Raw genomic sequence first — 26,946 nt, 5'->3', positions numbered from 1 at the left:
TATTTCACTCGCCTGCCCAAATTCTAGACACTTAACGCGCAACTCCAGGTCATCCAGACACGCGCTCGTCCATCTGGGATCGGATGTAATCGTCGATCTGATCGGGGTCGAAGATGTGGCCGTCAAAGAAGCCGTCGGGCCCCAGCACCAGGCTGGAATTGGCCGCGCCAACCAGTGTGGGGGCCACCAGCGCGCCTTCCACCTTCAGGTTTGCCCCCGGCAATGGCGCCCCAAGCCCCCGCAACGCGCGCCGGTAGAGGTCGGGCCGGTAGGAATCGCGGGCGATCAGGGTGTTGTGCGGGGAATGGCTGCAGAAGCCCCAGCGCACCATCTGGCTGTAGAACCACAAAGCGTGGCTCTGCCAGGGAAAGGTGGCGGCCTTGCCGGCGGTGAGGAAGAAGTCGTCCACCTGAACGGTGCGCCCCGGGGCCACTTCCATGGCCCCTGTGAGGCCGGTCATCAACAGGGCGGGGTCGACATTGATGAAGCGCGGCGAAGCCAGGATGCGCGCCAGCTCCTCATGATTCGCCCTGTCGGCGCACCACAGGGCCGCGCGGTAGAGGGCGCGCAAAAAGGCATCGAGGGCCGCCGCATTCTCCTGTGCCCAGGGGCGGGAAACCCCCAGCACCTTTTCCGGGCTGGAACGCCAGATCTTCGCCTTCACCGTCGCGATGGCGCCCGCGCCCGCCCGCACCGCCGCCGTGTTCCATGGCTCGCCGGCGCAGAAACCGTCGATCAGCCCCTCTGCGAGGGCGCCCGGCATCTGCGGCGGCGGCAACACCACGATCTGCACGTCGCGGTCCGGATCGATGCCGCAGGCAGCCAGCCAGAAGCGCAGCTCAAAATTGTGCCCGGAGAAGGAGTAAACGACACCGAACTTCAGCGGCGCCAGCCCCCGCGCGCGGCGGGCCACCACCACGTCGCGCAAGGCCCGCCCCACCACGCCGGCGTCGAGCGTGTCGCCCGCCCCCGCGTCCCGCAGTTCACCCGCCACGGCGTTGGAAACCGTCACCGCATTGCCGCCGAGGCCCATGGCGATGGGCGCGATGAGGGAGGGTGAGAGCGGGAACAGGCCCAGATTGGCCGCAATGGGCATGGGCGCCAGGATGTGGGCGGCATCGAGCGCCCCCACGGCCAGGCGATCGCGGATGCTGGCCCAGGACGGCTCCCGCCGCAGCGCCACCACCAGCCCTTCCTCGCGGGTGAAGCCCTTCACCACCGCGCTCACCAGGATGGCGCTGTCGAGCAGCGGCACGAAGCCCACGCGGATATCGGCTTCCTCGGTCATGCCTAGCCCTCCAGCAATCCAGCGGCCATGACGAGGCTCTGGGCGATGTCGGCAATCTTGCGGTTCTGGTTCATGGCGGTGCTGCGCAGGAGCTTGTAGGCGGCATCTTCCGAAAGCCCGCGGGATTTCATGAGGATGGCCTTTGCGCGATCGACGATCTTGCGGCTCTCCAGCTCGGTGCGCGCCTCTTCCAGCTCCCGCGCCATGCGGGAGAAGGCGTTGAAGCGGCTGATGGCCATGTCGAGGATGGGCTTGACCCGCTCCTGCTTCAGCCCGTCCACCACATAGGCCGAAACCCCCGCCTCCACCGCCGCCTCGATGGCGGCCTTGTCGGAGCGGTCCACGAACATGGCAATGGGTCGCTGCACGGAGCGCGACAACAGGAACATGCTTTCCAGCATGTCGCGATTGGGGTTTTCGAGGTCGATCACGATCACGTCCGGCGAAACGCGCTCGATGGTTCGCGCCACGCCCTGGATTTCGTGCACCACCGTCACCCGGGTGTGGCCGGCCGCGCGCAGGCCTTCCTCGATGATCTGCGCGCGAATGGCGTTTTCGTCGATGACGAGAATGGAAAGGTCCGCGTCGCGCATCACGCCTTCAAGCCCGAGCTTCGCAAGCCCCGCCACGCAAGCACGATTGGGCGCTCTTCATCAATACACATCACGGACATAACGCTTGGCGGTCCCCATCTGTGCCACATACTCCCGCGCCGCATCGGCATCACGCGCGCCATGGGTGGCAACGATCTCCACCAAAGCGGCGTCCACGTCCCTCGCCATGCGCGAGGCATCGCCGCAGACATAAAAATGCGCCCCCTCCTCCAGCCAGCGCCACAGCTCCGCGCCCGCCTGCCGCATCCGGTCCTGCACATAGATCTTCTCGGCCTGATCGCGCGAGAAGGCGGTGTCGAGCCGGGTGAGATGGCCGCTCACCCGCCACGCCTCGAGCTCATCGCGATAATAGAAATCGCTGGCGGCATGCTGCTCGCCGAAGAACAGCCAGTTGCGACCCCCAGCGCCCGTTAGCTCGCGCTGTTGCAGGAAGGCGCGGAAGGGCGCGATCCCCGTGCCCGGCCCCACCATCACCATGGGCGCATCCCCCGCCTTAGGCACCCGGAAATGGGCGGAAGGCTGCACGAACACCGGCACATCCCCCGCCCGGTCCGCCAGGAAGGTGGAGGCCACCCCGCCCCGCCGCCGCCCGTCGCACCCATAGCGAACGGTGGAAATGGTGAGATCCACCTCTCCCGGCGCCGTCAGGGGGCTTGAGGCGATGGAATAGAGGCGTGGCTGCAAGCGCTTGAGCACGCTTATGAACTCTTCCGCCGCCACCTTTCCTGGCCGGCGCCGCAGCAGGTCCGCCATCTGCCGACCCCAGAGCCATCGGTCCAAAGCGGCGCGCTCGCCGGCCAGAAGCCCGCTCAGCTCCGCATCGCAGGACACCTGCACCCACCACCGCAGGAAATCGGGATGGAGCCGGGCAATCTCATAATGCCGCTCCAGCGCGTCCTGCAGGCGAACCTCGCCTTCCGCACCCAGCTCCACGGGACTTTCTGCGTCGAGCTGCAGCAGGGCGATGATCTCCGCGACCAGGGCGGGATCATTGCGCGGCACCACGCCCAGGGCATCGCCGGCCTCGTAAGCCAATTCGCCGATGGCAAGGCCGATCTGGCGCACCTCCTTGCCACTGCCAGGGGCGTTCAGCAGGCGGTTGCGCAGAAGCCGCGCGGGAAAGGGATGGCGCCGGCTGAAGGCCGTCCGCACCTCGCCCCGTGACCGGGCCGGCGGCACCGGTCCCGTGCAAAGCAGCTGCGCCACGCCACGCTGCCACGCGGCGGCCTCCTCCTCCCCATCCGGCTCGCAATCCAGCCGCTCCACAAGGCGCTGCGCCCCAAGCTCGGCCAGGCGCCCATCCAGCTTGCGGCCGAAACCGCAGAACTGGGCATAGGTGCTGTCGCCGAAGGCCAGCACGGCGAACCGCAGCCCGCCGAGGTCCGGCGCCTGCTCTTCGTTCAGGCGCGACCAGAAGGCGCCGGCATTGTCCGGCGGGTCGCCATCACCGAAGGTGCTTGCCACGAAAACGACGGCGCCGGCGCGCGACAGGTCTTCCGGCGACAGATCGTCAAGAGCGGCAAGACGCACGCCGAGCCCGCCTTCGCGCAGCATCTCCGCCAGCGCACCCGCCGCCGCCTCCGCGCGGCCGGTCTGGGAGGCGAAGGCGACCAGGACAGCGGGCCCCTCCTGGGAGGACAACAGCGGCAGGCGGGAGAAGAGGCCCGCGAACAGGCCATTCACCGCAAGGCGGGTCGCCTCCGCAACCGGAGCGGTGGGCGGCAGCACCGGCACCTCGCGCCCTTCCGCCACCGGCTGCGCCTGCAGCCCGGTCAAAAAGCCGCTGAGGTAGATCCGCTCCTCGCGCGTAAGGGAAAGATCAAGGCTTGGAGCCGTTTCCAGCAGCCCAACGAAGGCCGACAGAGCGCCGGCCGATGGACCGGGAGAGGGTGATGCGGCCGCCATCTGTTGCGCCTCCCGTTCCGGCGCGGCACCGACCCGGGTGAGGGCGACCGCGGCAATCTTCAATTCCGGCTGCTGGGACACGGGGTCGACGGCATCGCTGGTCACCGCATTGATGGCGATGCCGTCGCCGAACACATCGGCCCAGTGGAAGGGGGCAAAGCAGGTGCCCTCCTTCACCCGGTCGCTGAGGCGCGTGGGCAGCACCGCCTTGCCCCGGCGCGAGCGCACCTCCACCCGGTCCCCCTCATCGATCCCCATCCGCGCCGCCTCGACCGGGTGCAGTTCCAGGAATGGCGCGGGATTCAGCTTGTTGAGGGTCGGCACTTTCCCGGTCTTGGTCAGGGTGTGCCACTGGTGTTGCAGCCGGCCGGTATTGAGAACCAAGGGATAGTCCGCGTCCGCCCATTCCCCCGGCGGCACATGGGGCGAGGGCACGAAACGCGCGCGCCCGTCCTGGGTCGCGAAGCGCAGGCCCGGACGGTGACCATCCGCCTCGACCATCAGCGGCATGTGGCGCCCGTCATTGAGATAGCGGACGGGATTGCGCGCCTCTCCATCCGCCGCCACGGGCCATTGCAGCGGCCCCGCGCGCAGGCGCGCATGGCTCGCGCCGCCGAGGTCATAGCCCGTGAGCGGATTGGAAAAGCCAGCGATCTCCGCGAACACCTCGCCGGCATCGGCATAGGCGAAGGCATCCCCATGCCCCAGCGCGCGGCCCACATCGGCGATGAGCCTCCAGTCGGCCCGCGCCTCACCGGGGGGCTCCACCGCCCCACTGGCCAGCGTCAGGGTCCGCTCGGAATTGACGAACACGCCGTCCCCCTCCGCCCAGAGCGCGCCGGGGAGCAGCACATCGGCATAAGGCGCGGTCTCGGTGTCCAGGAAGGCATCCTGCACCACCACCAGCTCGGCGGTTTTCAGCGCGTCGATGACCACTTGGCGGTTGGCCACCGAGGCAACCGGATTGGTGCAGATGATCCAGCAGGCCTTGATGCGGCCCGCTTTCATCTCCTCGAACATGGCCAGCGTGCCAGCCCCGGCATCGGCACGGATGGTGCCCGCCGGCAGGCCCCAGCGGCTCTCGGCGAAGGCGCGATCCTCCGCCGAACTCACACTGCGCTGTCCCGGCAGACCCGGACCCATATAGCCCATCTCGCGCCCGCCCATGGCATTGGGCTGGCCGGTGAGCGAAAAGGGCCCCGCCCCTGGTCGGCAGATCTGGCCGGTGGCCAGATGCAGGTTGCAGATGGCGGTGGTGTTGGCTGTGCCGTGGCTGCTCTGGTTAAGGCCCATGGTCCAGCACGTGGTCCAGGCCTTCGCCTCACCCAAGAGCCGCGCCGCTTGCCGCAGGTCCGCCTCCGCGATCCCGGTCAGCTCCGCCACCCGCTCCGGCGGATAATCGGCAAGCTGCGCCTCCACCTGCGCCCATCCGAAGGTGTGGCGGGCGATGAAGTCCGGATCGATGTTCCCATTCGCCGCCAGCATATGGAGCAGGCCGTTGAGAAAGGCGAGATCGGTGCCAGGGCGGATCTGAAGGAACAGGTCCGCCTTGTCCGCCGTGGCGGTGCGGCGCGGGTCCACCACGATGAGCTTGGCGCCTGCCTTCACCCGGTCCATGAGGCGAAGAAACAGGATGGGATGGCAATCGGCCATGTTGGCGCCGATGACGAGGAAAAGGTCCGCCGCATCGAAATCGTCATACGAGCCGGGCGGCGCGTCGGCGCCGAAGGAGAGCTTGTAGCCGCTGCCGGCGCTGGCCATGCACAGGCGCGAATTGGATTCGATATAGCGCGTGCGGATGAAGCCCTTCGCGAGCTTGTTGGCCAGATATTGCGCCTCAATGGACATCTGTCCGGAAACGTAGAAGGCAAAGGCGTCAGGCCCATCGCGATCGATGATCTCCCGCAGCCGCCGCGCCGTGAGGGCCACCGCGTCGTCCACCGATGCCGGGCATTGTTCGTCGCTGCGGCGCTCGCGCACGAAAGCGCCCTTCAGGCGGCCCCGTCCCAGCGGCTCGGCGCAGGTGGCGCCCTTGGTGCACAGGCGGCCGGCATTCACCGGATGGGCCTTGTCGCCCGCGACTTTCACCACCTCGCCGCCCCGCACATGGAGCTCGATGCCACAGCCGACCCCGCAATAGGGGCACACGCTCCTTACCTTGTCCGTCGCCTGCGTCGCGCTGCTCATGCCGGCCCCAAAACGAAAAAAGCCGCCACCGACGCTTCCAATGCGGAAGCGCAGGTGGCGGCTTTGCCACGGAGGATCTTGTCCTCAGCCGCATGGCCCCAACGCGAGGCCCGGCGGCGATTTCAAACGAATGCAATCAGTAAAACGGAAGCGCAGGCCAAAGGCAAGCCCCCGATCCACCCTATCGCGCCGCCGGGGCCGCCGACACATAGCGGATGGCGCGGTGAATCAGCTCCGCCAGATTGCCGGCGCCGAGCTTCGTCTTGAGCTGTGAGCAGGTATTGGCCACCGTCTTGTAGCTCACCCCCAGCTCATCCGCGATCTGGCCATAGGCCTTGCCTTCCGCCAGCAGCGCGAGGGCCTGAAGCTCGCGCGGGGTGAGATCAGCCATGGTGCCCGGGCGGGCGCGGCTGCTCATCATGGCCACCTCGAGCGCCAGCTCGTGGCCGATATAGGGCTGGCCGCGCCGCACCTTGTCGAAGGCCTCCAGCAGGTCGCCGGCGGACGTGTCCTTCACCAGATAGCCGGTGGCGCCAGCCTCCAGCGCGCGACTGGCAATGACGGGGTCCGCATGCATGGAAAACACCAGGATCGGCAACCGGGCCGCCTGTGCCCGCAGGCGCCGCACCAAGGAGAGGCCCGCCAGGCCGCTGCCGCTGAGGGCGAGATCCACGATCACCACATCCGGCTGCTTGCGCCGGAACAGACGATAGCCGGCCAGGGCGGTCGCCGCCTCCATCAGCTCGCAGACGCCCGCCTCTTCGAGAATATAGCGGCAGCCCTGCGCAACGATGGGATGGTCGTCGATCAGCAACACCTTGGTCATGACTTCGCCTCTTCCGCGAACGGCATCGCGGCCGTCGCCCCCGCAAGGGGAATTTCCACCGTCAGCCCCGCGCCGCCGCAATTGCCATCGGCCAGCGCGCACCATCCCCCCAACGCGCGCACGCGCTCGCGCATGCCCGCAAGGCCCAGCCCCTCCCGCACCTGCGGCGGCAGTCCCGTGCCGTCATCACGCACCAAGAGGCGCAGGCGCGTACCCCCCGCCCCATCCCGCTGCTCGCGCAGTGCCACCGCCACCGTGCGGGCATCCCCATGGCGCAAGGCATTGGTCACGCCCTCCTGCACGCAGCGATAGAGAGTGGCATCGGTGGCAGCACCGTAGCCGGCGCGCAGCGGGCCGAGCTCCAGATGGAAATGCCGTTCCGGATCGTGCTGCCGGAAGTCGGCGACGAGGCCGGAAATGACGTCCGCCAGCGGAACATGGCCGAGCGACGCCGGGCGCAGGCGCCGCAGCAGGCGCCGGTTCGCCCCCTGCATGCGCTCCACGATATCCACGAGATTGCCCGCCCGCGCCGAGAGCTTCTCCGCCAGATCCGGCGGCCCCTGGGCGGCCATGCGCGCCAGCGAATCTGCACCCGCCTTCAGCCCGAACATGAGCGGACCCAGCTCGTCGTGCAGCTCGCCGGCGATCCGCCTGCGCTCATCCTCCTCCAGGCTGACGAGCTGGGCGCTGAGGCGCGTATTCTCCCGCCGGGCGGCGCCCAGGGCTTCAGCCAGGGCATTCACCCCATCGGCTGCCGCCGCCAGCTCGCGGATGCGCGGCGGCGCCAAAGGGTGGCTGAGGTCCGCATGCTCCAGCTCGCCGAGGGCGGCGCGGAACTCCGCCAGGTCCCGCCGCACCCGGCCCAGCGCCACGTAAAGCGCGAGCAGGATCGCCGCATTCACACCGATGGCGACCGAGGCGAAATCCGTCACATCGTCCCAAACCTCGGCCAATTCGTCGTCGGGAACCCCCTCCACCCGCACCCGCGCGACCGTTGCGCCAGCAGCTGTGATCGCGACCTCGCGCTCCATCTTCTCAACCCCGATGAGCCGGCCGAACCACTCCGGCGCCGCGCTGTCGGCACGGTGCTGCGGGATTGGAAGAGCAAAGCTCAGCGGCCGGCCGGCGGCATCGGAGAGGGAGAGCCGGACATGGCGCAGATGGCGCAAATGGCCGGGCAGCGCATCTTCCAGCGCCTGCGGATCTGCGGCGAAGCGCTCCGCCGCCTCCCGCACCATCTGCTCGGCCATCTCCACGGAGGCCGCCATTTCGCTGCGGGTGGCCGCACGGGCGTTGAGCACCACGACCCAGCCCGCGACCAGCGCCGCGACCGCATTGATGGCCAGCACAACCCCCAGCACCTGGGCGCGCAGCGTCAGCGACCGGCCGCGGGGCCTCAGCACCCGTTCGCACACCGGCGCAGCGGCGCGCAGCATATCCGCCACGCTCATGTCGCCGCGCGCGGCGCTGCGCCGGCCCTCGCCGCGCGCAAGCACACGACAGACGGAAAACGACACATGGCACCCTCCCCCTTCGCCACGCCGCCGCCCGCCGGGACCGACGGCCGGCGCGCCGATTCTTGTGCCCCGTTCTTGTGTCCCGCCCCGCGCGTCACGTGAAATGACGGGCGGCACTACAGACACGGCTCTGATGAAACTCTTATTATATTTCTCAAAACATGCGGGCGCTCTGGAAGACTACCACATTATACCTGGAAGACACGACACCTTGGGCAGGGAACCCTACCTTTGCCGCCGCACGCCGACCGCCCCGAATTTCTCCCGGCTCCCGAAGGCGTTGCCAAGCTCCCCCGCGATGGATTGCCAATAGTTCCCGGCCGCAATTGCACAAACATCGCGAGACAGCGGGCCCGCAAAAATCCCAACATCCTGACACGAACTGAAACAAAACTAATAAGATCATAAGAAATCACAAAGACTGCTCGCGATCGGAGGGCGACAGTATTTAAAGCCACCCCATGTCCGCGTCCCGCGCCTTCCCGACAGCCGGGGATGGCGTGCGGCCACGCGCAAAAGCGATCGCATTCAAGCCTTCGCAATAAAGGCGGCCGCCTGGCATGCGCGCCGTTGGGGCGTCAACGCCCAAAAACAAGCTGACCGAGGAAACCCAAGGACACGCCAGATGAACAGACTTTTGTCTTCAGCATCCCTGATGGCCGTCACCCTCGCCCTCGCCGCGGGCGGTGTCGTCGCCTCCGGCGCCGCCCGGGCCAATGACAAGCTCGTGGAGCTCGCCAAGAGCGACGAGAATTGGCCGATGACGGGCAAGAATTACAGCGCCAACAATTTCAGCCCGCAAAAGCAGATCAACAAGGACAACGTGGCGAAGCTCCGCCCCGCCTGGTCCTTCTCCACTGGTGTTCTTTCGGGCCACGAAGGCACGCCGCTGGTGGTGGATGGCGTGATGTATGTGCACTCGCCCTTCCCCAACACCACCTTCGCGCTGGGGCTGGATGATCCCGGCCACATCCTGTGGCAGCACAAGCCCAAGCAGAACCCCACCGCCCGCGCCGTCGCCTGCTGCGACGTGGTCAATCGCGGCCTTGCCTACTGGCCGGGCGACGACAAGACCGGCCCCCTCATCATCAAGACCCAGCTCGACGGCAATGTGGTGGCCCTGAAGGCCGACACCGGCGAGGAATACTGGAAGCTTGAGAATTCCGACATCAAGGTGGGCTCCACCCTCACCATCGCGCCCTATGTGGTGAAGGACACGGTGCTGGTCGGCTCCTCCGGCGCCGAGCTCGGCGTGCGCGGCTACGTCACCGCCTACGACGTGAAGACCGGCGCCCAGAAGTGGCGCGCCTACGCCACCGGCCCCGACGAGCAGGTGATGCTGGCCAACGACTTCAACAAGGCCAATCCGCAATATGGCCAGAAGGGCCTCGGTACCCAGACCTGGGAAGGCGACGCCTGGAAGATCGGCGGCGGCACCAACTGGGGCTGGTACGCCTTCGACCCCGCCACCAACATGATCTACTACGGCTCCGGCAACCCGGCGCCGTGGAACGAGACCATGCGTCCCGGCGACAACAAGTGGACCATGACCATCTGGGGTCGCGACATCGACACCGGAGAGGCCCATTTCGGCTACCAGAAGACGCCCCATGACGAGTGGGACTATGCCGGCGTCAACGTCATGATGCTGTCCGAGCAGAAGGACAAGACCGGCAAGATGCGCAAGCTTCTGACGCATCCGGACCGCAACGGCATCGTCTACACCCTCGACCGCACCGACGGCACCCTGGTTTCCGCCGACAAGATCGACGACACGGTGAACTGGGTGAAGAAGGTGGACCTGAAAACCGGCCTGCCCGAGCGCGACCCCGAATACGGCACGCGCATGGACCATGTGGCGCGTGATGTGTGCCCCTCGGCCATGGGCTACCACAACCAGGGCCATGACAGCTACGACCCCGAGCGGCAGAGCTTCTTCATGGGCATCAACCACATCTGCATGGATTGGGAGCCCTTCATGCTGCCCTATCGGGCGGGTCAGTTCTTCGTCGGCGCGACGCTGAACATGTATCCCGGCCCCAAGGGCGACCGGCAGGCGGCCCTCGGCCTGGGCCAGGTGAAGGCGTATGACGCCATCAACAACAAGTACAAGTGGGAGGTGATGGAACGTTTCGCGGCCTGGGGCGGCACCCTGGCCACCGCCGGCGGCGTGATGTTCTATGGCACCCTCGACGGCTTCATCAAGGCGCGCGACAGCGATACCGGCAAGCTGCTTTGGAAGTTCAAGCTGCCGTCGGGCGTCATCGGCCATCCCATGACCTATACCCACAAGGGCGTGCAATACGTCGCCATCTACTACGGCGTCGGCGGCTGGCCGGGCGTGGGCCTCGTGTTCGACCTGAACGATCCCACCGCCGGCCTCGGCTCCGTGGGCGCGTTCAAGAACCTCCAGCACTACACCCAGATGGGTGGCGGCGTGATGGTGTTCTCGCTCGACGGTCAGGGCCCGTACAGCGACCCGAACGTGGGTGAATACGCCTCCGGCGGCTGATGCCCCCGCCGGCCGCCGCTCACCCCTCGGCGGCGGCCGGCCCCTCATGTGAACCAAACCGCGTGCCGCTCCCTCGGCACGAGCGAACCTCACGAGGAGGCGTCCCATGCCCCGTATCGCATCTTCCGCCGGCACCGCGCTCGCCGCCTTCGTGTTCGGCACTGCTTTGATCTCCACCGGCGCTTCAGCCGCCCAGTTCGCCCCCTCGAAAGGGGCGGCGGACACTCCGGCGCCGCAAGCCACCGCCGCCGCGCCGGGCACCCTGCGGGTGTGTGCCTCCGAAGTGGAGGCGCCCTTCTCCCAGAAGGACGGGCAGGGCTTTGAAAACCGCATCGCAAAGGTGTTGGCCAGCGCCATGGGCCGCGAGGCCGTGTTCGTGTGGTCCGGCAAGCCCGCTATCTACCAGGTGCGCGACGGCCTCGACAAAAACCTCTGCGACGTGGTGATGGGCGTCGATACGGGGGACGCGCGCGTGCTCTCCTCCAAGCCTTATTACCGCACCAGCTATGTGTTCGTGACGAAGGCCGACCGGAACATCACCACCGGTGACTGGCAGGACCAGCAGATCAAGGATCTCGGTCGTTTCGTCATCCGCTTCTACTCGCCCGGTGAGACTATGCTGAAGAAGCTGGGCAAGTATGAGGACAATGCGGCCTATCTCTACAGCCTCGTGAACTTCAAATCACCGCGCAACCAGTATGTAGAGGTGCCGGGCGAGCGCATGGTGAGCGAAGTCGGTACGGGCGAAGCCGACATTGCCTTCGCGTTCGCACCCGAGGTGGCGCGCTATGTGAAGGGCTCCAGCGTGCCGCTGCGCATGACGGTGGCAACCAGCGACCTCACCCGCTTCGACGGCACGCCCATCCCGCTCCATTACGACCAGTCGGTGGCCGTGCGCAAAGGCGACGCGGCGCTGATGCAGGAGATCGACGCCGCCCTCGTGAAGGCGCGGCCCGAGATCGACGCCATCCTGATCGAGGAGGGCATTCCGCTGCTCAAGCCCAACAGCTGAGCGCCAGCCCTTCTGCCCCCCACACAGATTTGGTCATTGAGTCATGCGAGATTTCTGCTGGATCAAGTTCGCCACCCGCGGCCTCATCGCGACCATCGCGGTGCTCGGCTGCGCCCTGACCGCCCAGGCGACGCTCAATTTCACCCACACGGTCACCGGCCAGCCTCTCGACCTTTCGGAAGCGCCGGAGGAAGGGCGGGATACGGAAGCGGTGAAGGTGTTCCTCGCCTCCGGCAAGAACATCTACCTGGAAAATGTGAGCTGCCTGCCCAAGGGCAAGGATCTGTTCCTGTCCATGTGCTCGGGCTGCCACGGGCATTATGGTGAAGGCAAGATCGGCCCCGGCCTCAACGACGCCTATTGGACATATCCCAAGAACATGACCGACCAGGGCCTGTTCGAGACCATCTTCGGCGGCGCGCAGGGACAGATGGGGCCCATGTATGGCGCCCTCACCTTGGATGACATGCTGCTGGTGATGGCCTGGGTGCGCCATTTCTACAAGGACGACCCGCAGGAGGCCACCTGGCTCACCCCCGCCCAGCGCGCGAACTTCAAGCCCTTCGACGGCCATAACGATCACACCCCGCCCGTGGAAGAGGCGCCGGTGTGCAAGGCGACAGCCGCCACCGCGGCCAGCCTCAATTCAGAAACGGGAGGAACCAAGCAGTGAGCCATTTCGCGTCCATCCGCCGTCCCCTCGCTCATGCCGTCGTCGCGGCCGGCCTCGCCACCGGCGCCGCCCTCTTCGCGGCAACGGGCGCGCTTGCCTATGACGGCACCAATTGCCGCGCGCCGGGCAATTGCTGGGAGCCCAAGCCCGGCTATCCGGACAAGGTGGCCGGCTCCAAATACGACCCCAAGCACAACCCCACGGAACTGAACAAGCAGTCCCAGTCCATCGCAGCGATGGAGGACCGCAACAAGAAGCGCGTGGAGTATTTCCAGAAGACCGGCAAGTTCGTCTACGACGTGAAGAAGATCCCCACGGAGTGATGACGAGAGCCTCAAAGGACCCCACCAGCAGGGCAGAAGCCTAAACCTTTTATTCTGCCGGGCAATCCTCCGATGGATGGTGGGCTAACTGGCGCGGCCCGCCGGGTTGCGGGGGCTCATGGCCCCTGCCCCGGTCGGCTGCGCCCTTCTTCGCCGCTGCGGAGCCAACACACGAGGATGGGCATGGATGTGAGCACCGGTGCGGATTGCGACCTTGCGCTCTGGCGCGAGCAGGCCCTCGCCTTTGAGCGCGAGGTGGGCAAGGTCGTGCTGGGCCAGGAGCGGGTCATCCGCCTGCTGACCATCGCCGTGTTCGCCCGCGGCCATGTTCTTCTGGAAGGGGACGTGGGGGTGGGCAAGACCACCCTGCTCAAGGCGATGGCGCGCGCCATCGGCGGCGCCTATGCCCGCGTCGAGGGCACCATCGACCTCATGCCCACCGACCTCGTCTATGACGCGCGCATTGCCGACGATGGCCGGCCGCGCATTGATCCGGGTCCGCTGCTGAAGCGGGGCGGCGACCTGTCCATTTTCTTCTTCAACGAGATCAATCGCGCGCGCCCGCAGGTGCACTCGCTGCTGCTGCGTCTAATGGCGGAGGGCACTGTCTCCGCCTTCGGCCGGGAGGAGCATTTTCCCCACCTCCAGGTGTTCGCCGACCGCAACCGCGTGGAGCGGGAGGAAACCTTCGAGCTGCCCGCCGCCGCGCGCGACCGCTTCTTCATGGAAGTGCAGGTTGCGACCCCGGCGGACCGCGAGGCGCGCCGCGCCCTCATCTTCGACCCGCGCTTTCATGACACGGACCGCCTCATCGGCGAGGTGGCGGAAGGGCTTCTCGATCACCGGCGGCTGGGTGAGATCGCCCGGCGCATCCAGGAAGCCATTCACGCGAGCCCCACCATCGCCGACTACACCATTGCCCTCTGGGATGCGGTGCGCGCGCCGCACAAGGCCGGCATCACCCTTCCGGACGTGCGGATGGAACGGCTGGTGCAAGGCGGGGCGAGCCCGCGCGGCCTCTCCTTCCTGGTGCGCGCGGCGCGGGTGCGGGCGTGGCTGGAAGGGCGCGACATGATCGTGCCGGAAGACCTGCGCGCCGTGTTCCCGGAGGTGATGGCCCACCGCATCTTCCTCGACCCGGTCTATGAGATGCGCCGCGACACCCTGGCACCGGCGCTCTGCCGCGCGGCCTTCGACACGGTGCCGGTGCCATGAGCGGGCACGAAGAGGCCGCGCGCCTCGCCCTGCGGCAGGACGAGCCCCCCATTCCGGTGCTGCCCTATGCCCTCCATTGGCGCGCGGGCGGACTGAAGCCGGGGGCGCATGCCGCCTCCGGCAGCGGCGGTGAAGGCGCGTTTCGGGGCGTTGTCCCCCTGCTTGCCCATTCCGACCCGCGCCGCATCGATGTGCGATCGAGCATTCGCGACCCGTTCGAGGCGATCAAGGTGCGCACCTTCGCGCCCCGGCGGGCCATCACGGTGGCGGTGATGGTGGACCTCTCGGGCTCCATGGGCTTTGCCAACCTCAAGGCGGAAGCGGCGCAGCTGGCCGCCGCCATTGCAGCCTCGGCCCATGCGGCGGGCGATTCCTTCGCCCTGGTGGCGGCCGACCGTGCCCCGCGCCCCGACCTTTACTTGCCTCCGAGCCGACGGCGCGGGCTCGCCCGCGAGGTGCGCGCGCGGCTAGAGGCGGCACCCTGCGCCGGCGACAGTGCCCGCGGCCTTGCCGCCGCAGCCGAGGACCTGCCGCGCACCCGCTGCCTGCTCTTCCTGGTCTCCGACTTCCTGATGCCCGAACCGGACATGGCGGTGATTCTCGATGCCCTGTTCCGCCACGATGTGATTCCGGTCGTGGTGCGCGACAGCCGGGCCGAGGGCGACCTGCCCCGCTTCGGACTGCTCGACATGATCGATGCGGAAAGCGGGCGCCGCCGGCTCGTCCTCATGCGGCCCGGCCTGCGGGACCGCTGGCAGGCCCGGGCCACCGCCCGCGCCAAGGCGCGTGATGCCCTGTTTTCCGCACGCGGCATGCGGCCCTTCCACCTCACCGACCGGTTTGACCCCGATGCGCTGCTCGACCATCTCGCGCGCCGCTAGGCTGGTGTTACGCGCGTCCTTCGCGCGAGCCGGTGCCCGCTTCGCTCAGCGGCACTCCACGGCCTTCGCGCTCGCCCTGCTTCTCGCCATGCCCGCGGCCGAAGCCAGCGAACTGCAGCTCCAGGCGCCGCGGGCGTTCGGGTATGTGGTCGGGGATACGCTGACCCTGGAAGCCGACATTCGCCTCGATCCCGGTGCCCGGCTCGATCCCGCCAGCCTGCCGCAGCCGCGCAAGGTGTCCAGCTGGCTCGATCTCGTGTCGGTCGAGATCACACCGCCCATCGGCGCGGTTCCGGCCGGCGCCTACCGGCTGCGAATGACCTATCAGAGCTTCTTTTCAGCGCTGGAGCCGCGCAGCCTCGAAATTCCGCCATGGCCGCTCACCATTCGCGATGGCGAGGCCCGGCGCACCCTTTCGGTGCCGGCCTTCCGCTTCGTCGTCTCGCCCCTGCGCGAACTGGTGCCGAGCCATGGCGGCAACCCCATGGCGCTGCAGCCGGACATTCTGCCCACCCCCGCGCCCCTGGGACCGGACATGAAGAAAGCCGGCCTCTCCGCCGCCGTCGCGGCCCTCGCCGCGCTCGGCCTGGCGCTGGCCCAGGGTTGGCGACCGTTCGCCACCAGCCGCCGGCCGCTGGCGGCCGCGGCGCGCCAGATCCGGCGCCGCCGGGCCGAAGAGACGCCGCAGGCCTATCGCGATGCCCTGGTGACCCTTCACCGCGCGTTCGACGCCAGCGCCGGCCGGCGGCTGCTGAAGGAGGATCTCGGCGCTTTCCTGGAAGAGGCCCCGGCTCTCGCGCCGGAACGTGAGGACATCGAGCGGCTGTTCGGCGCCTCCCGCACCGCCTTCTTCGGAGCCGGGATCCCCGCCGCCCGCAGCGAGCTCCCCTATGCCGATCTGGTCGCCCTCTCCGGCCGCCTCGCCCGCGCGGAACGGCAGATGCCGCGCGCCGCGCCGCAAGGAACGGTGGAGGAGGCGCCATGACGCTGCCGTTCGATCTCGGCCTCGACCATCCCTTGGCGCTGCTCCTGCTGGCCCTGTGCCTGCTGCCCCTTTTCGCCACGCCATTCCAGGGCATGCGGGCGCCCTCTCTCGCGCTCGCCCCTGAGGACGGCGCCTCCACGGCCCTTGCCGTCGGCGTGCGAGCGGTCGCCGTCGTCGCCATCGCGGCGCTGGTGCTGGGGCTCGCTGGGCTGCACCGCCGCAGCGAGAGCATCACGCGCCTGGGCACTGGGTCCCACCTGATGCTGCTGCTCGACCGGTCCGCCAGCATGGACAACACCTTCGCCAATCGCCAGCCAGGGCGGGGGGAGGAATCCAAATCCGCCGCCGCCAAGCGCCTGCTGATGGAGTTCCTGGCGCGGCGGCCCAATGACCAGATCGGCGTTGCCGCCTTCTCCACCTCCCCCATTCCCGTCCTGCCCCTCAGCGACCATGGCGACGCCGTCGCGGCGGCCGTCGCCGCCATCGACCGGCCGGGCCTTGCCTTGACCGATGTGGGCCGGGGCCTGGCCCTCGCCATCGAGGCGTTCGCGGACGATCCCGCCGAAGGCAGCGGCGCCGTGCTGCTGGTGTCCGATGGCGCCGCCCTAATCGATCCCTATGTGCAGGCCGCGCTGCGTGATGCGCTGGGGCGGCGGCCGGTGCGGCTCTATTGGCTGTTCCTGCGCAGCGCCGGCTCACGCGGCATCTTCGACAAGCCCGAGGCACCGGGAGACGACATTCCCCAGGTCATGCCCGAGCGCCATCTGAACCTGTTCCTGGCCAGCCTGGGCGTGCCGTATCGCGCGTTCGAGGCCGGCAGCCCCCAGGCCGTGGCCGACGCCATCGCCGAGATCGACCGCCAGGAAAGCAAGCCCCAGCTGTTCACCGAGCGCATCGCCCGCCGCGACCTGGACCGGGTCTGCTATGCCATCGCGGCCCTCACCCTGGCGCTGCTGACGGCCGCCAAGCTCGCCGAGCGGCGGATGGATGACAACGCGAGGCCACTCCCCCGCTCCACCCGTGTCGCGCCGAACGCACAAGCACGCCCCCTTTCAGCGCGGGAGGCGGCATGAGTCACACCCGATCCTTCTCCAGAGCCCGGTTCGCACGCCGCGCCGTCACCGCGCTGCTCGCCATTGTGGTGCTCGGCGCCCTGGCCAGCCTCATCGTCCAGGGCGTGCGCCTTGCGGCGCTGGCGCGTGACAATGCCACCATCGCCGCCCTCGCCGCCGGCCGTGACCTGCCGGTGGGGGTGGATGCCAGCGCGCGCGTGCTGTTCGCCCGCGCCCATTTCCTTTTGGTGCGCGACCGCCTCGACGAGGCCCACCCGCTGGTGGAACTGCTGGCGCGGAAGGGTGATCCCGCACAGGCGGCGGCCGGCTGGTATGACCTGGGCAATGCGCGCCTCGCCCGTGCCCTCTCCCACCTGGAGCGCACGCAGATCGACCCCGCCGTGCCCCAGGTGCGCCTGGCCAAGGCGGCCTATCGCGCCGCCCTCACCATCGACCCGCAATTTTGGGACGCGAAATACAATCTCGACGTGGCGCTGCGCCTCGTGCGCGACTTTCCCGAGGTGGAACGGGACGTGAAGGAAGAGCCGCAGGAGGCCCCCAAACGGGTGTGGACCGATCTGCCCGGCCTGCCCAAGGGATTGCCCTGACCATGGCGACCCCGATCATGGCGCCCCCCAGGCCGCCGGCGCTGCTCCGTCATCCGCGCGCCGTTGTGCTCGTGCTGGCGCTGCTGCTCGCGCTCGCGGCCGTGTTCGCACCCCACCTGCGTGGCGAGCGTGCGGCCTACCGGCTGCTTGCCGTGGTGGACGTGACGGGCTCCATGAACGTGCGGGACTCCGGCCGCGAGGGGCACCCCTCATCCCGCCTGGATGCGGTGAAGACGTCCCTGCGGGAGCTGGCGGCGCGGCTGCCGTGCGGCTCGCGCATGGGGCTCGGCATCTTCACCGAGCGCCGCAGCTTCCTGCTGTTCGAGCCCATCGACACCTGCGCCGACTTTGCCCCTCTCGACGGCGCCATCGCCGCCCTGGACTGGCGCATGGCCTGGGAGGGCGACAGCTATGTGGCGCGAGGCCTCTATTCCGCCATCGACCTTGCCGTGCCCCTCGACGCCGATCTTCTCTTCTTCACCGATGGGCAGGAAGCCCCGCCCCTGCCCCACGGCGGCATGCCGCCTTTCGCCGGTGAGAAGGGCAAGGTGCGTGGGCTGATCGTCGGCGTCGGGGAGACCATGGCCTCCCCCATCCCCAAGTTCGACAGCTTCGGCCACGAAATCGGCTTCTATGGCGCAGCCGACGTGCCCCAGGAGAACCGCCACGGGCCCCCGCCGGAAGATGCCGTCGGCCGCGAGGGCTGGCATCCGCGCAACGCGCCCTGGGGCGCGGAGGTGGCGCAGGGCGAGGAGCATCTGAGCGCCATGCGCGCGGAGCACCTGCAGGCCCTGGCAGCGGCCACGGGCCTCGGCTTCACCCGGCTCGGCCCGGCCACCGCGCTGAGCGAGGCGCTCGCCACCAGCGCCCGTGGCCGCCCGGTACCCGGCGGGCGCGACACCGCCCCCATTCCCGCGACGCTCGCCCTGGCGCTGCTGTGCGGCCTGTACGCGGCGCCTCTCCTTCTCTCCCTCCGCCACAAAAGGACTGCCACTCCATGACCTTCGCCCTTTCCCGCCGAGCCCTGATCGCCACCGCGTTTGCCGGCGCCCTCCTGAGCGGCCCCGCTTTCGCGCACGGCCCGACGCCCCAGAAGGCGGAAGCCGAAGTGGTGATCAACGCGCCGGTGGAAACCGTGTGGAAGCTGGTGAGCGACTTCGGCGCCATCGGCGGCTGGCATCCCGACGTGAAATCCGTGAGCGCCACCGGCGAGGGGCCGGGGGCCGAGCGGGTGCTGGTTCTGGAGAAGGGCGAGATCACCGACGGCCTCGATGAGGTGGTACCGGCCGAACACCACATTGCCTACCGCCTCTCCAAGGAAAACGTGGAGGCCTTTCCGGTGAGCTTCTACACCGCCACCCTCACCGTGACCGATGCCGGGGCCGGAAAGAGTAAGGTGCAGTGGGCCGCGCGGCTCTATCGCGGCGACACCAGCAACTTTCCGCCTGACGAGCTGAACGACGAGGCCGCGACCACCGCCATGACCGGCTTCTTCGAAGACGGCCTGAAGGGACTAAAGGCGAAAGCCGAAGGACGTCCGGTGGATGGCAAGGCCCCGGTGGGGCAATGAGGCGCGCTTTCACCCGCTGGGGTGCGGCGGCGCTGATGCTCACCGTGTCGGCCGCGCCGGCCTTGGCGGGCGCGGCGCTCGTCGTGTGCCAAGGCGGAAACGAGATCGGGGTCGTGGACACCGCGCGGCTGGCCCTCACCGCCCGCATCGCGGTGCCGCCCGCCCCGGCGGGCATCGCCCTCGCGCCCGATGGCAGGAGCGCGTACGTCACCCATCCCGATGCCGGCATGCTCACGCGCATCGACACCGCGCGCGGGCGGGCCAGCGCCGGGGTGGCCATCGGCGGCCAACCCTTCGGCATCGCGGTCGATCCGGATGGTGGCGCGCTCTATGTGAGCGACTGGAGCGCGGATCGCGTGCGCAGGCTGGATGCCGACACCTTCGCGGAAACCGGAAGCGTCGCGGTAGGGCATGCACCGGCGGGCCTCGCGCTGGATGCCCGCCGCCGCGAGCTCTACAGCGCCGACCGCGAGGCGGGCGCCGTCAGCATCATCGACCTGGGCACGTTCAAGCGGGTGGCGTCCGTGCCCGTTGGCGAAGGGCCGTACAGCTTCGATACGTCGGACGCGCCGCGCCGCCTGCTGGTGGTGAATGTGCGCGGCGGAGACGTGAGCGCCATCGACAAGGCTAGCCGGGAGGTGAGCCGCCATGGCGTCGGCAAGATGCCTTATGGCGTGGCGAGTGCCCCCACGGGCGAGGCCCTGGTGGCGAACCAGCAATCGGGCAGCCTCACCCTGCTGCCCGCCGAGAATGGCGACGCGCGAACGCTGCGCGTGGGCGGTTCACCCGAAGCGGTGCGGCTCGATCCGCAGCGGCGCCTGGCCTATGTGACGGACTGGTTCTCCGATCAGCTGCTGGTGATCGATCTCGACGCCTTCCGCGTCGCAGCCCGGGTGGCGGTGTGCAAGGGGCCCCGCAGCCTCATCCTCATGCCCTGACGGATCCCGCGCCTCGCCCCTGCCTTGGGCGAAAGCGGGCACGCGGACCACTTATGCCTGCGGGCGATCGAGAGCGGCGATGGCGATCATCATGACCACGCCGATCAGCATGATGGTGACCACCGTCTGCATCGCAACCCCTCCTCCATTCTTCAGTTCACAGAAGAAGGATAGATCAGGGGATCGAAATGCTGCAGCGCACAAAACGCCAACCGGCTCCGCACGGAGCGCAGGCCGTGGCGGTAGCATCGCGCCCCGGGCAGTTCCCGGAGCGCACAGGGCACGATGCATGGGATGTCTAGCCTGCTTCAGTCATCGTGGAGGAGCTGAATCAGTCTATCCTTTTGTTTTTACGCACCTTATTCACCCGAGCGGGTTCCCGATTGGCTCGCCCGGGCCCTAAAGGTGGCTGTCCTCGTAGGCGATGGTTTCGTTGATGAGCACCCGCCACAAAGCGGTCGCCACGCCCTCGGGCACGCCCTGGCTGCGGGCGAGGGCCTCCACATTGGCCAGCACCTCGTCCACGCGGTCCTGAAGCAAAGCGGGGATGCCCGCCTCACGCTTCACGCGGACCACCCCCTCCACCACGCCGAAGCGCTCCGCCAGCAGGGCGATGAGGCGCGCGTCGATCTCGTCGATGCGGCGGCGCGCCTCCTTCAAAGCGGGGGGGGCGTCGTTCAGCCCCGCCACCAGAGATCCTCCACCGGGAAGCGGCCGGCCGCCTCCTCAATGACCTCCGCGAGGGAGAACAGGGTCGTCTCCTCGAACGGGCGGCCGATGAGCTGGAGGCCCAACGGCAGCCCGTCCACCGAAAGGCCGGCGGGAACGGAGATGCCCGGCAGGCCGGCCATGTTCACGGTCACGGTGAAGACGTCGTTGAGATACATTTCCACCGGATCCGCCTTCACCTTCTCGCCGATGCCGAAGGCGGGCGACGGGGTAGCGGGGGTGAGCACGGCGTCGACGCCAGCCGCGAACGCCTGGTCAAAGTCGCGCTTGATGAGGGTGCGCACCTTCTGGGCACGCAGGTAATAGGCGTCGTAATAGCCGGCGGAGAGCACATAGGTGCCGATCATGATGCGCCGGCGCACCTCCGGACCGAAGCCGGCGGCACGGGTGTTCTCATACATCTCCACCACGTCCTTGCCCGGCACCCGCACGCCGTAGCGCACGCCGTCGTAACGGGCGAGGTTGGAGGAGGCCTCCGCCGGGGCCACGATGTAGTAAGCCGGCAAAGCGTACTTGGTGTGCGGCAGGGAGATGTCGACGATCTCGGCGCCAGCGTCCTCAAGCCACTTGGCGCCTTCCTTCCAGAGGGCGTCGATCTCGTCCGACATGCCGTCCATGCGATATTCGCGCGGAATGCCGATCTTCTTGCCCTTGATGGAGGCACCCACCGCCTGCTGATAGTCCGGCACGGGCCGATCCACGCAGGTGGAATCCTTCGCGTCATAGCCGGCCATGGAGCGCAGCAGCAGCGCCGCGTCGTTCACCGAGCGGGCGAACGGGCCGGCCTGGTCCAGCGACGAGGCGAAGGCCACGATGCCCCAGCGCGAGCAGCGCCCATAGGTGGGCTTGATGCCCACGGTGCCGGTGAAGGCCGCCGGCTGGCGGATGGAGCCGCCGGTGTCGGTACCCGTGGCGCCCGCGCACAGATAGGCCGCCACCGCCGCCGCCGAGCCGCCGGACGAGCCGCCGGGAACCAGCGGCGCCTGGTCGCCATCGCGCCGCCAGGGCGACACCACGGCGCCGAAGGCGGACGTCTCGTTGGACGAGCCCATGGCGAACTCGTCATTATTGAGCTTGCCCAGCAGCACCGCGCCATCGCGCCACAGATTGGCGGTGACGGCGGATTCGTACTGCGGCACGAAGTTCTCGAGGATCTTCGAGCAGGCGGTGGTGCGCACGCCCTGGGTGCAGAACATGTCCTTGATGCCGAGGGGGATGCCCTCCAGCCGGCCGGCGTCGCCGCTGGCAATGCGGGCGTCGCTCTCCTTCGCCATTTTCAGGGCGAGCTCGGGCGTCTCGAGCACATAGGCGTTGAGGTGGCGCGCATCCGCCATGGCCTTGAGATAGGCCTCGGTGAGCTCGACGGAGGTGAATTCGCCCTCGGCCAGCCCCTCGCGGGCCTCGGTGAGGGTGAGCTGGGTCAGATTGGTCATTCCACCACCTTCGGCACGGTGAAGAAGCCGCCCTCGGCATCCGGCGCGTTGGCGAGCACCTTTTCGGGATAGTGGCCATCGGTGACCACGTCGTCGCGCATGGGCAGCTCCATGGGCACAACGCCAGTCAGCGGCTCCACGCCCGAGACGTCGAGGTCCGCCAGCTGCTCCACGAATTCGAGGATGGCGTTGAGTTCATTCTGGAGGTGGCCGAGCTCCTCGTCGCGCACCGCGATGCGCGCAAGATGGGCCACCCGGCGGACGGTCGCCTGATCGACGGACATATGACGCTCCCAAAAGCTGAGGGCCGCTATAGCAAGGGGGGAGGCAAGGTGGAAGGGTGAAGGCCCCGCCCGGTCACATCCCGCGCCCGGCATCCATGCACCGGGCCACGATGCGCAGCACCACCAGGAGCACTTCCAGCCGCCGGCGATAGAACGCCACATGATCCCCCAAAGGATACCGGAAGTCGCCGTCGCGCACCGCGTCCGCTTGGCGCCCCACATCCAGCCCGGCGGCGATATCAGCCCGGGTGTCGGCCATTTCGCGCACAATGCGCTCGGCCGGCCCCTCGCCCCAGCTCGCCGGAGCATGGTGCCGGATTGATTCGAGATCGGCGGGGGCGCGGGGCGCGAGCAGGCGGGTGCCGCTCATGAGACGACTTTTTGGGCCGCGCCGGCCGCTTCTCCGCGCCAAACGATTCGATATCGAAAGCCTGCGGCACGCCTCTGACCTCGCCGTTCGCCACGGTGGCCGGCAGGGCGCGGAGACGGGCCCCATGCTCCGAACGGAGACGCAAAGCGGCGCCCGCCACCTCGTCGGCGGAGCCATGGCCGGGACGCCCTTTGGCATCTATCTGGACGCCCCTGGCGGCCCCGGAATTCCGCGAGATGATCGGCGAACGATGGCGATGCTGCCCGCCATGACGGCCTGGTGAGCTTTGCGGAATAGCCGGAGCGCGGCCGTCATGCCGGCCCGCCGCTGGAATCGGGTTTCGAGCACCCACTCGGCCCGCGGAATACGGGACATGCGCCAGCCTATCGAGCAGACGCGACTTTCAGGCAAAGCCGCGCTGCGTATCGCCAGCCCTATGCCTCGCGCACCACATCCAGGAACTGCGCCCCGTAGCGGGTGAGCTTGGCCTCGCCCACGCCGGAAATGGCGCCGAAATCCCCCATGGAGCGCGGGCGGGCGCGGACGATCTCCATCAGCGTCGCATCATGGAAGATCACATAAGGCGGCACCCCCTGGGCGCGCGCCAGCTCCAGCCGCAGGGCCTTGAGGCGCTGGAACAGATCCTCGTCCCCCGGATCGGACAACGCTGCCCGGGGCGGCCGCTGGCCCGCGGCGGCGCGCGCGGCCTTGGCCGCCTTGGCGCGCACCTCGGCCTTCAGCTCCACCCGCTCGGCCCCGCGCAGAACCGGCCGGCACTTGTCGGTGAGGCGCAGGGAGCCGTGGCCTTCCACGTCCACCGACAACAGCCCCATGGCCACCAGCTGACGCACGATGGCCCGCCACTCGTCCCGCGAGAAATCCTTGCCGATGCCGAAGGTGGACAGCTGGTCGTGGCCGAACTTCACCACCTTCTCATTGGCCTGCCCCAGCAGCACGTCGATGACGTGGCCGGCGCCGAACCGCTCGCCGGTGCGATAGACGCAGGACAGCAGCTTCTGCGCCGCCTCGGTGCCATCGAAGGTCTTGGGCGGATCGAGGCAGGTGTCGCAATTGCCGCAGGGCTCGGCCAGCTCCTCATCGAAATAGGAGAGCAGCACCTGCCGCCGGCATTGCGCCGTCTCGCACAGGCCCAGCAGCGCATCGAGCTTCTGCCGCTCCACGAACTTGCGTGCCTCGGGCGCGTCGGAGGAGGAGACGAACTGGATGAGCTTGGCCACATCCTCCACGCCATAGAGCATCAGCGTTTCGGAAGGCAGCCCGTCACGCCCCGCGCGGCCGGTCTCCTGGTAATAGGCCTCGATGCTCTTGGGCAGATCGAGATGGACCACGAAGCGCACGTCCGGCTTGTCGATGCCCATGCCGAAAGCGACGGTCGCCACCATCACCACACCTTCTTCCTTCAGGAAGCGGTCCTGGTGGCGGGCGCGGGTGTCTGCGTCGAGGCCCGCATGGTAGGGCAGCGCGGTGAGGCCCTGGGTGGCCAGCATCTCGGCCGTCGCCTCCACCTTGGCGCGGCTCATGCAGTAGACGACCCCCGCCTCCCCCTCATGCTCCTTCAGGAAGGCATGAAGCTGGGCCTTGGGATTGGCCTTCGGCACGATGCGGTAGCGGATGTTCGGCCGATCGAAGGAGGACAGGAACTCCTCGCCGCCCTCCAGCGCCAGCCGCTCCACGATCTCACGGCGCGTCGGCCCGTCCGCCGTGGCGGTGAGCGCGATGCGCGGCACGCCGGGGAAGCGCTCGTGCAGGACCGTGAGCTGGCGATATTCAGGCCGGAAATCGTGCCCCCACTGGGACACGCAATGGGCCTCGTCGATAGCGAACAGGGCGATGTGCGCGCCGGAGAGCAGATTCAGGAACGACTCGGTCAGGAGCCGCTCGGGCGCCACATAGAGAAGGTCGAGGTCGCCCGAGGCCAGATCGCGCTCCACCTGCCGCGCCTCGCCGGGCGGCAAAGCGGAATTGAGCGCCGCCGCCTTCACCCCGAGCTGCCGCAGCGCCTGCACCTGGTCGTGCATCAACGCGATGAGCGGGGAAACGACGATGCCCGTGCCCGGCCGCACCAGCGCCGGCACCTGGTAGCACAGGGATTTGCCGCCGCCCGTGGGCATCAGCACCAGCGCGTCGCCACCGGCAACGACGTGATCCACGATCTCCCGCTGGCGCCCGCGGAAGGCATCGTAGCCGAAGACCTGGCGCAGGACGTGGAGCGGGTCCGGCAGGGACGTGTTTGGCGACGTATCGGGCTTGGCCATGGCCGAGTTATAGGAGCCGCGCCGAACAGCGCAATGGGCGCGCTTGCATGGACGCCCGGATGGAGCGCGCCCTTAGGGATGGGAGAGCACCATCATCATCCGCACGCACGCCGCGCCCTCACCCGCCCGGCGGAGGGTTGGGAGGAGGCGGGCGCGATGCGCACACCCCATCCCAAGGGGCGGAAGACCCCGGCGCTTATCGCGCAGGCAGCGACACGCCCGACCGTTCAGTCCCTCCCCCGCGGCGGGAGACGAAGAGCGCGGCCGTGTCGCGTAACGACCTCAGACCTCGAACGAATCGCCGCTGGCCGGCACCACCACCTTCACCGGGTGGTTTTCCAGCGCCGCCACAAAGGCCGAGGCGTCCTGAGCCAGAATGGGGAAGGTGCCGTAGTGCATGGGCACCACCACCTCGACCCCCGGCAGGAAGCGCTTCACGGCCAGCGCCGCCACTTCGGGGCCCATGGTGAAGCGGTCGCCGATGGGCAGGAACACCACCTTGGGCGCGTGGATCTCACACATCAGCGCCATGTCGGAGAAGATGTCCGTATCGCCCATGTGCCACACGGTGGGCTCGCCCGGCGCCTTCACGATGAGGCCGGTGGGGTTGCCCAGATATTCGGAGGGCGCGCCGGGCCCGCCCGAGGAATGGTCCGCCCGCACCATGGTCACGGTGAAGCCGCCCATGTCCACGGTGCCACCGGTGTTCATCATCACATTGGTGCCGCCGCAGCCCTTGGAGGCGAGGAAGGCGCAGATCTCCGGATTGGTCACCACCGGAATCTCGGTGCCCGCGTCCGCCGCATCCTCCACGATGGAGATGGTGTCGCCGATATGGTCCGAATGACCGTGGGTGAGTAGGATGTGCGAGGCGCCGCGAGTGGCGTTCTCGATGCCGAAATTGAAGGACGGGTTGCCCGTGTAGAACGGGTCGATGAGCACGCCCTTGCCCGCGAAATCGAGCCGGAAAGCCGCGTGGCCGAACCAGGTGATCTTCATAGATATCGTGCCCTTTGGAATTGCGCTCTTGGCTGCGCCCCCTCATGCGGCGGCCCGGCGCCTGGCCGGCCGTCGCGGATCGCGCCGGAGTATCCGGGAAGGCCGTCGCCCGCGCAACGGCCCCGTGGGGGCACCGTGAGGCATGCCATGGCCGCGCGCGGCGGCCCATGCTAGCCAGAGGCATGAGCGAACCTTCCCCTTCCGCCGCCATCGGCCCGCTGTCCGAAATCGCCGCCCTGCTGCCGGAGCGCGGCAGCCTGCTGGGCCTCGATCTCGGCACCAAGACCATCGGCGTCGCCACCTGCGATCCCGACCGCCGACTGGCCACGGCGGTGGAAACCGTGCGGCGCACCAAGTTCACGCCCGATGCGCAGCGCGTGCTGGCGCTCGCCGCCGAACGGCGCGCCGTGGCCTTCGTGCTGGGCCTGCCGCTCAACATGGATGGCACCGAGGGCCCGCGCGCCCAGGCGACCCGCGCTTTCGCCCGCAATTTCGCGAAACTGACGCCGCTGCCCATCGCCCTGTGGGACGAGCGCCTGTCCACCGCCGCCGTCCAGCGCGTGCTGATCTCCGCCGATGTGAGCCGCGCCAAGCGCGCCCAGGTGGTGGACCAGCACGCCGCGCTGTTCATCCTCCAGGGCGCCCTGGATTTCCTGTCCCGCCAGACCCTTACCGGGAACGAAGACGGATCATCGGCGTCGGAGTGATTCGGACCCGGTCCGTACCGCGCCTGTTCCGCCACCGCGCCG

24 protein-coding genes and 1 pseudogene are annotated in these 26,946 nt (G+C 68.5%); 13 read left to right on the top strand and 12 right to left on the bottom strand.

Annotated elements, in window-relative coordinates; translation table 11 throughout:
* Positions 1-49: 49 nt before the first annotated feature.
* The 5 genes from V5F26_RS12745 to V5F26_RS12725 form a co-directional block, all read right to left on the bottom strand.
* A complete protein-coding gene (locus tag V5F26_RS12745) occupies positions 50-1,288 on the bottom strand; it encodes a CmpA/NrtA family ABC transporter substrate-binding protein (RefSeq protein WP_234050101.1) in 1,239 nt (412 codons plus the stop codon).
* Between the two features lie 2 nt (positions 1,289-1,290).
* Positions 1,291-1,881, bottom strand: a complete 591-nt coding sequence (locus V5F26_RS12740; protein WP_394946475.1) for an ANTAR domain-containing response regulator — start codon at positions 1,879-1,881, stop codon at positions 1,291-1,293.
* A gap of 60 nt (positions 1,882-1,941) precedes the next feature.
* Positions 1,942-5,994 (bottom strand): bifunctional nitrate reductase/sulfite reductase flavoprotein subunit alpha, encoded by a 4,053-nt coding sequence (locus V5F26_RS12735; protein WP_394946090.1) that lies wholly within the window; start codon positions 5,992-5,994, stop codon positions 1,942-1,944.
* A 181-nt stretch (positions 5,995-6,175) separates the two neighbouring features.
* A complete protein-coding gene (locus V5F26_RS12730; protein ID WP_394058843.1) occupies positions 6,176-6,820 on the bottom strand; it encodes a response regulator in 645 nt (214 codons plus the stop codon).
* Positions 6,817-8,337, bottom strand: coding sequence for a histidine kinase (locus V5F26_RS12725; RefSeq protein WP_394946089.1), 1,521 nt, complete (start codon positions 8,335-8,337; stop codon positions 6,817-6,819). Before V5F26_RS12725 ends, V5F26_RS12730 begins: the two co-directional genes overlap by 4 nt.
* Before the next feature lie 625 nt (positions 8,338-8,962).
* Between V5F26_RS12725 and V5F26_RS12720 the strand changes: the two genes are divergently transcribed.
* From V5F26_RS12720 to V5F26_RS12665, 12 genes are all read left to right on the top strand, one after another.
* The gene (locus tag V5F26_RS12720; RefSeq protein WP_234050097.1) at positions 8,963-10,849 is read left to right on the top strand and encodes a methanol/ethanol family PQQ-dependent dehydrogenase; all 1,887 of its coding nucleotides are present in this window, start codon (positions 8,963-8,965) and stop codon (positions 10,847-10,849) included.
* 106 nt (positions 10,850-10,955) lie between these two features.
* Positions 10,956-11,861, top strand: a complete 906-nt coding sequence (moxJ, locus tag V5F26_RS12715) for a methanol oxidation system protein MoxJ (protein ID WP_394946088.1) — start codon at positions 10,956-10,958, stop codon at positions 11,859-11,861.
* Between the two features lie 43 nt (positions 11,862-11,904).
* A complete protein-coding gene (moxG, locus tag V5F26_RS12710) occupies positions 11,905-12,534 on the top strand; it encodes a cytochrome c(L), periplasmic (RefSeq protein ID WP_394058849.1) in 630 nt (209 codons plus the stop codon).
* Complete coding sequence (locus tag V5F26_RS12705; RefSeq protein ID WP_394946087.1) at positions 12,531-12,857, top strand: methanol dehydrogenase [cytochrome c] subunit; 327 nt, start codon at positions 12,531-12,533, stop codon at positions 12,855-12,857. Before moxG ends, V5F26_RS12705 begins: the two co-directional genes overlap by 4 nt.
* A gap of 183 nt (positions 12,858-13,040) precedes the next feature.
* Entirely contained in the window at positions 13,041-14,072 is a 1,032-nt protein-coding gene (locus tag V5F26_RS12700) for an AAA family ATPase (protein ID WP_394946086.1), read from the top strand.
* Positions 14,069-14,953, top strand: a complete 885-nt coding sequence (locus V5F26_RS12695; RefSeq protein ID WP_394946085.1) for a DUF58 domain-containing protein — start codon at positions 14,069-14,071, stop codon at positions 14,951-14,953. Before V5F26_RS12700 ends, V5F26_RS12695 begins: the two co-directional genes overlap by 4 nt.
* Before the next feature lie 88 nt (positions 14,954-15,041).
* Positions 15,042-15,938, top strand: a complete 897-nt coding sequence (locus V5F26_RS12690; protein ID WP_394946084.1) for a nonribosomal peptide synthetase MxaA — start codon at positions 15,042-15,044, stop codon at positions 15,936-15,938.
* Positions 15,935-17,011 (top strand): vWA domain-containing protein, encoded by a 1,077-nt coding sequence (locus V5F26_RS12685; protein WP_394946083.1) that lies wholly within the window; start codon positions 15,935-15,937, stop codon positions 17,009-17,011. Before V5F26_RS12690 ends, V5F26_RS12685 begins: the two co-directional genes overlap by 4 nt.
* On the top strand, positions 17,008-17,598 hold the full coding sequence (locus tag V5F26_RS12680) for a tetratricopeptide repeat protein (protein WP_394946082.1): 591 nt from the start codon (positions 17,008-17,010) through the stop codon (positions 17,596-17,598). Before V5F26_RS12685 ends, V5F26_RS12680 begins: the two co-directional genes overlap by 4 nt.
* A gap of 2 nt (positions 17,599-17,600) precedes the next feature.
* Positions 17,601-18,599: a vWA domain-containing protein gene (locus V5F26_RS12675; protein WP_394946081.1), complete on the top strand. Its 999-nt coding sequence runs from the start codon at positions 17,601-17,603 to the stop codon at positions 18,597-18,599.
* Entirely contained in the window at positions 18,596-19,168 is a 573-nt protein-coding gene (locus tag V5F26_RS12670) for an SRPBCC family protein (RefSeq protein ID WP_394946080.1), read from the top strand. Before V5F26_RS12675 ends, V5F26_RS12670 begins: the two co-directional genes overlap by 4 nt.
* Complete coding sequence (locus V5F26_RS12665) at positions 19,165-20,106, top strand: YncE family protein (RefSeq protein ID WP_394946079.1); 942 nt, start codon at positions 19,165-19,167, stop codon at positions 20,104-20,106. The genes V5F26_RS12670 and V5F26_RS12665 overlap by 4 nt, the downstream gene beginning before the upstream one ends.
* 399 nt (positions 20,107-20,505) lie before the next feature.
* On the opposite strand, the gene V5F26_RS12660 is transcribed toward V5F26_RS12665, so the two are convergent.
* From V5F26_RS12660 to V5F26_RS12630, 7 genes and pseudogenes are all read right to left on the bottom strand, one after another.
* On the bottom strand, positions 20,506-20,796 hold the full coding sequence (locus V5F26_RS12660) for a chorismate mutase (protein ID WP_394058869.1): 291 nt from the start codon (positions 20,794-20,796) through the stop codon (positions 20,506-20,508).
* The gene (gene gatA / locus V5F26_RS12655) at positions 20,784-22,268 is read right to left on the bottom strand and encodes an Asp-tRNA(Asn)/Glu-tRNA(Gln) amidotransferase subunit GatA (RefSeq protein WP_394946078.1); all 1,485 of its coding nucleotides are present in this window, start codon (positions 22,266-22,268) and stop codon (positions 20,784-20,786) included. Before gatA ends, V5F26_RS12660 begins: the two co-directional genes overlap by 13 nt.
* A complete protein-coding gene (gene gatC, locus V5F26_RS12650; protein ID WP_234050082.1) occupies positions 22,265-22,552 on the bottom strand; it encodes an Asp-tRNA(Asn)/Glu-tRNA(Gln) amidotransferase subunit GatC in 288 nt (95 codons plus the stop codon). Before gatC ends, gatA begins: the two co-directional genes overlap by 4 nt.
* Positions 22,553-22,625: 73 nt before the next feature.
* On the bottom strand, positions 22,626-22,922 hold the full coding sequence (locus V5F26_RS12645) for a type II toxin-antitoxin system RelE/ParE family toxin (protein WP_394946077.1): 297 nt from the start codon (positions 22,920-22,922) through the stop codon (positions 22,626-22,628).
* 37 nt (positions 22,923-22,959) lie between these two features.
* Positions 22,960-23,274: pseudogene (locus V5F26_RS12640) on the bottom strand (type II toxin-antitoxin system ParD family antitoxin); the annotation flags it as partial.
* Positions 23,275-23,356: 82 nt separating this feature from the next.
* On the bottom strand, positions 23,357-25,198 hold the full coding sequence (recQ, locus tag V5F26_RS12635; protein ID WP_394946076.1) for a DNA helicase RecQ: 1,842 nt from the start codon (positions 25,196-25,198) through the stop codon (positions 23,357-23,359).
* 282 nt (positions 25,199-25,480) lie between these two features.
* Complete coding sequence (locus V5F26_RS12630; protein ID WP_394058873.1) at positions 25,481-26,197, bottom strand: metal-dependent hydrolase; 717 nt, start codon at positions 26,195-26,197, stop codon at positions 25,481-25,483.
* A 182-nt stretch (positions 26,198-26,379) separates the two neighbouring features.
* Here V5F26_RS12630 and ruvX point away from each other — a divergent pair, with 182 nt between their 5' ends.
* Complete coding sequence (gene ruvX / locus V5F26_RS12625) at positions 26,380-26,904, top strand: Holliday junction resolvase RuvX (protein ID WP_234050078.1); 525 nt, start codon at positions 26,380-26,382, stop codon at positions 26,902-26,904.
* Positions 26,905-26,946: the final 42 nt, after the last annotated feature.

Origin of the sequence: Xanthobacter variabilis (genome assembly GCF_043831965.2) — a bacterium.
Taxonomy (GTDB): domain Bacteria; phylum Pseudomonadota; class Alphaproteobacteria; order Rhizobiales; family Xanthobacteraceae; genus Xanthobacter.
Note: the sequence above shows the minus strand (reverse complement) of the source record. Positions and strands in the feature narration are given on the sequence as shown.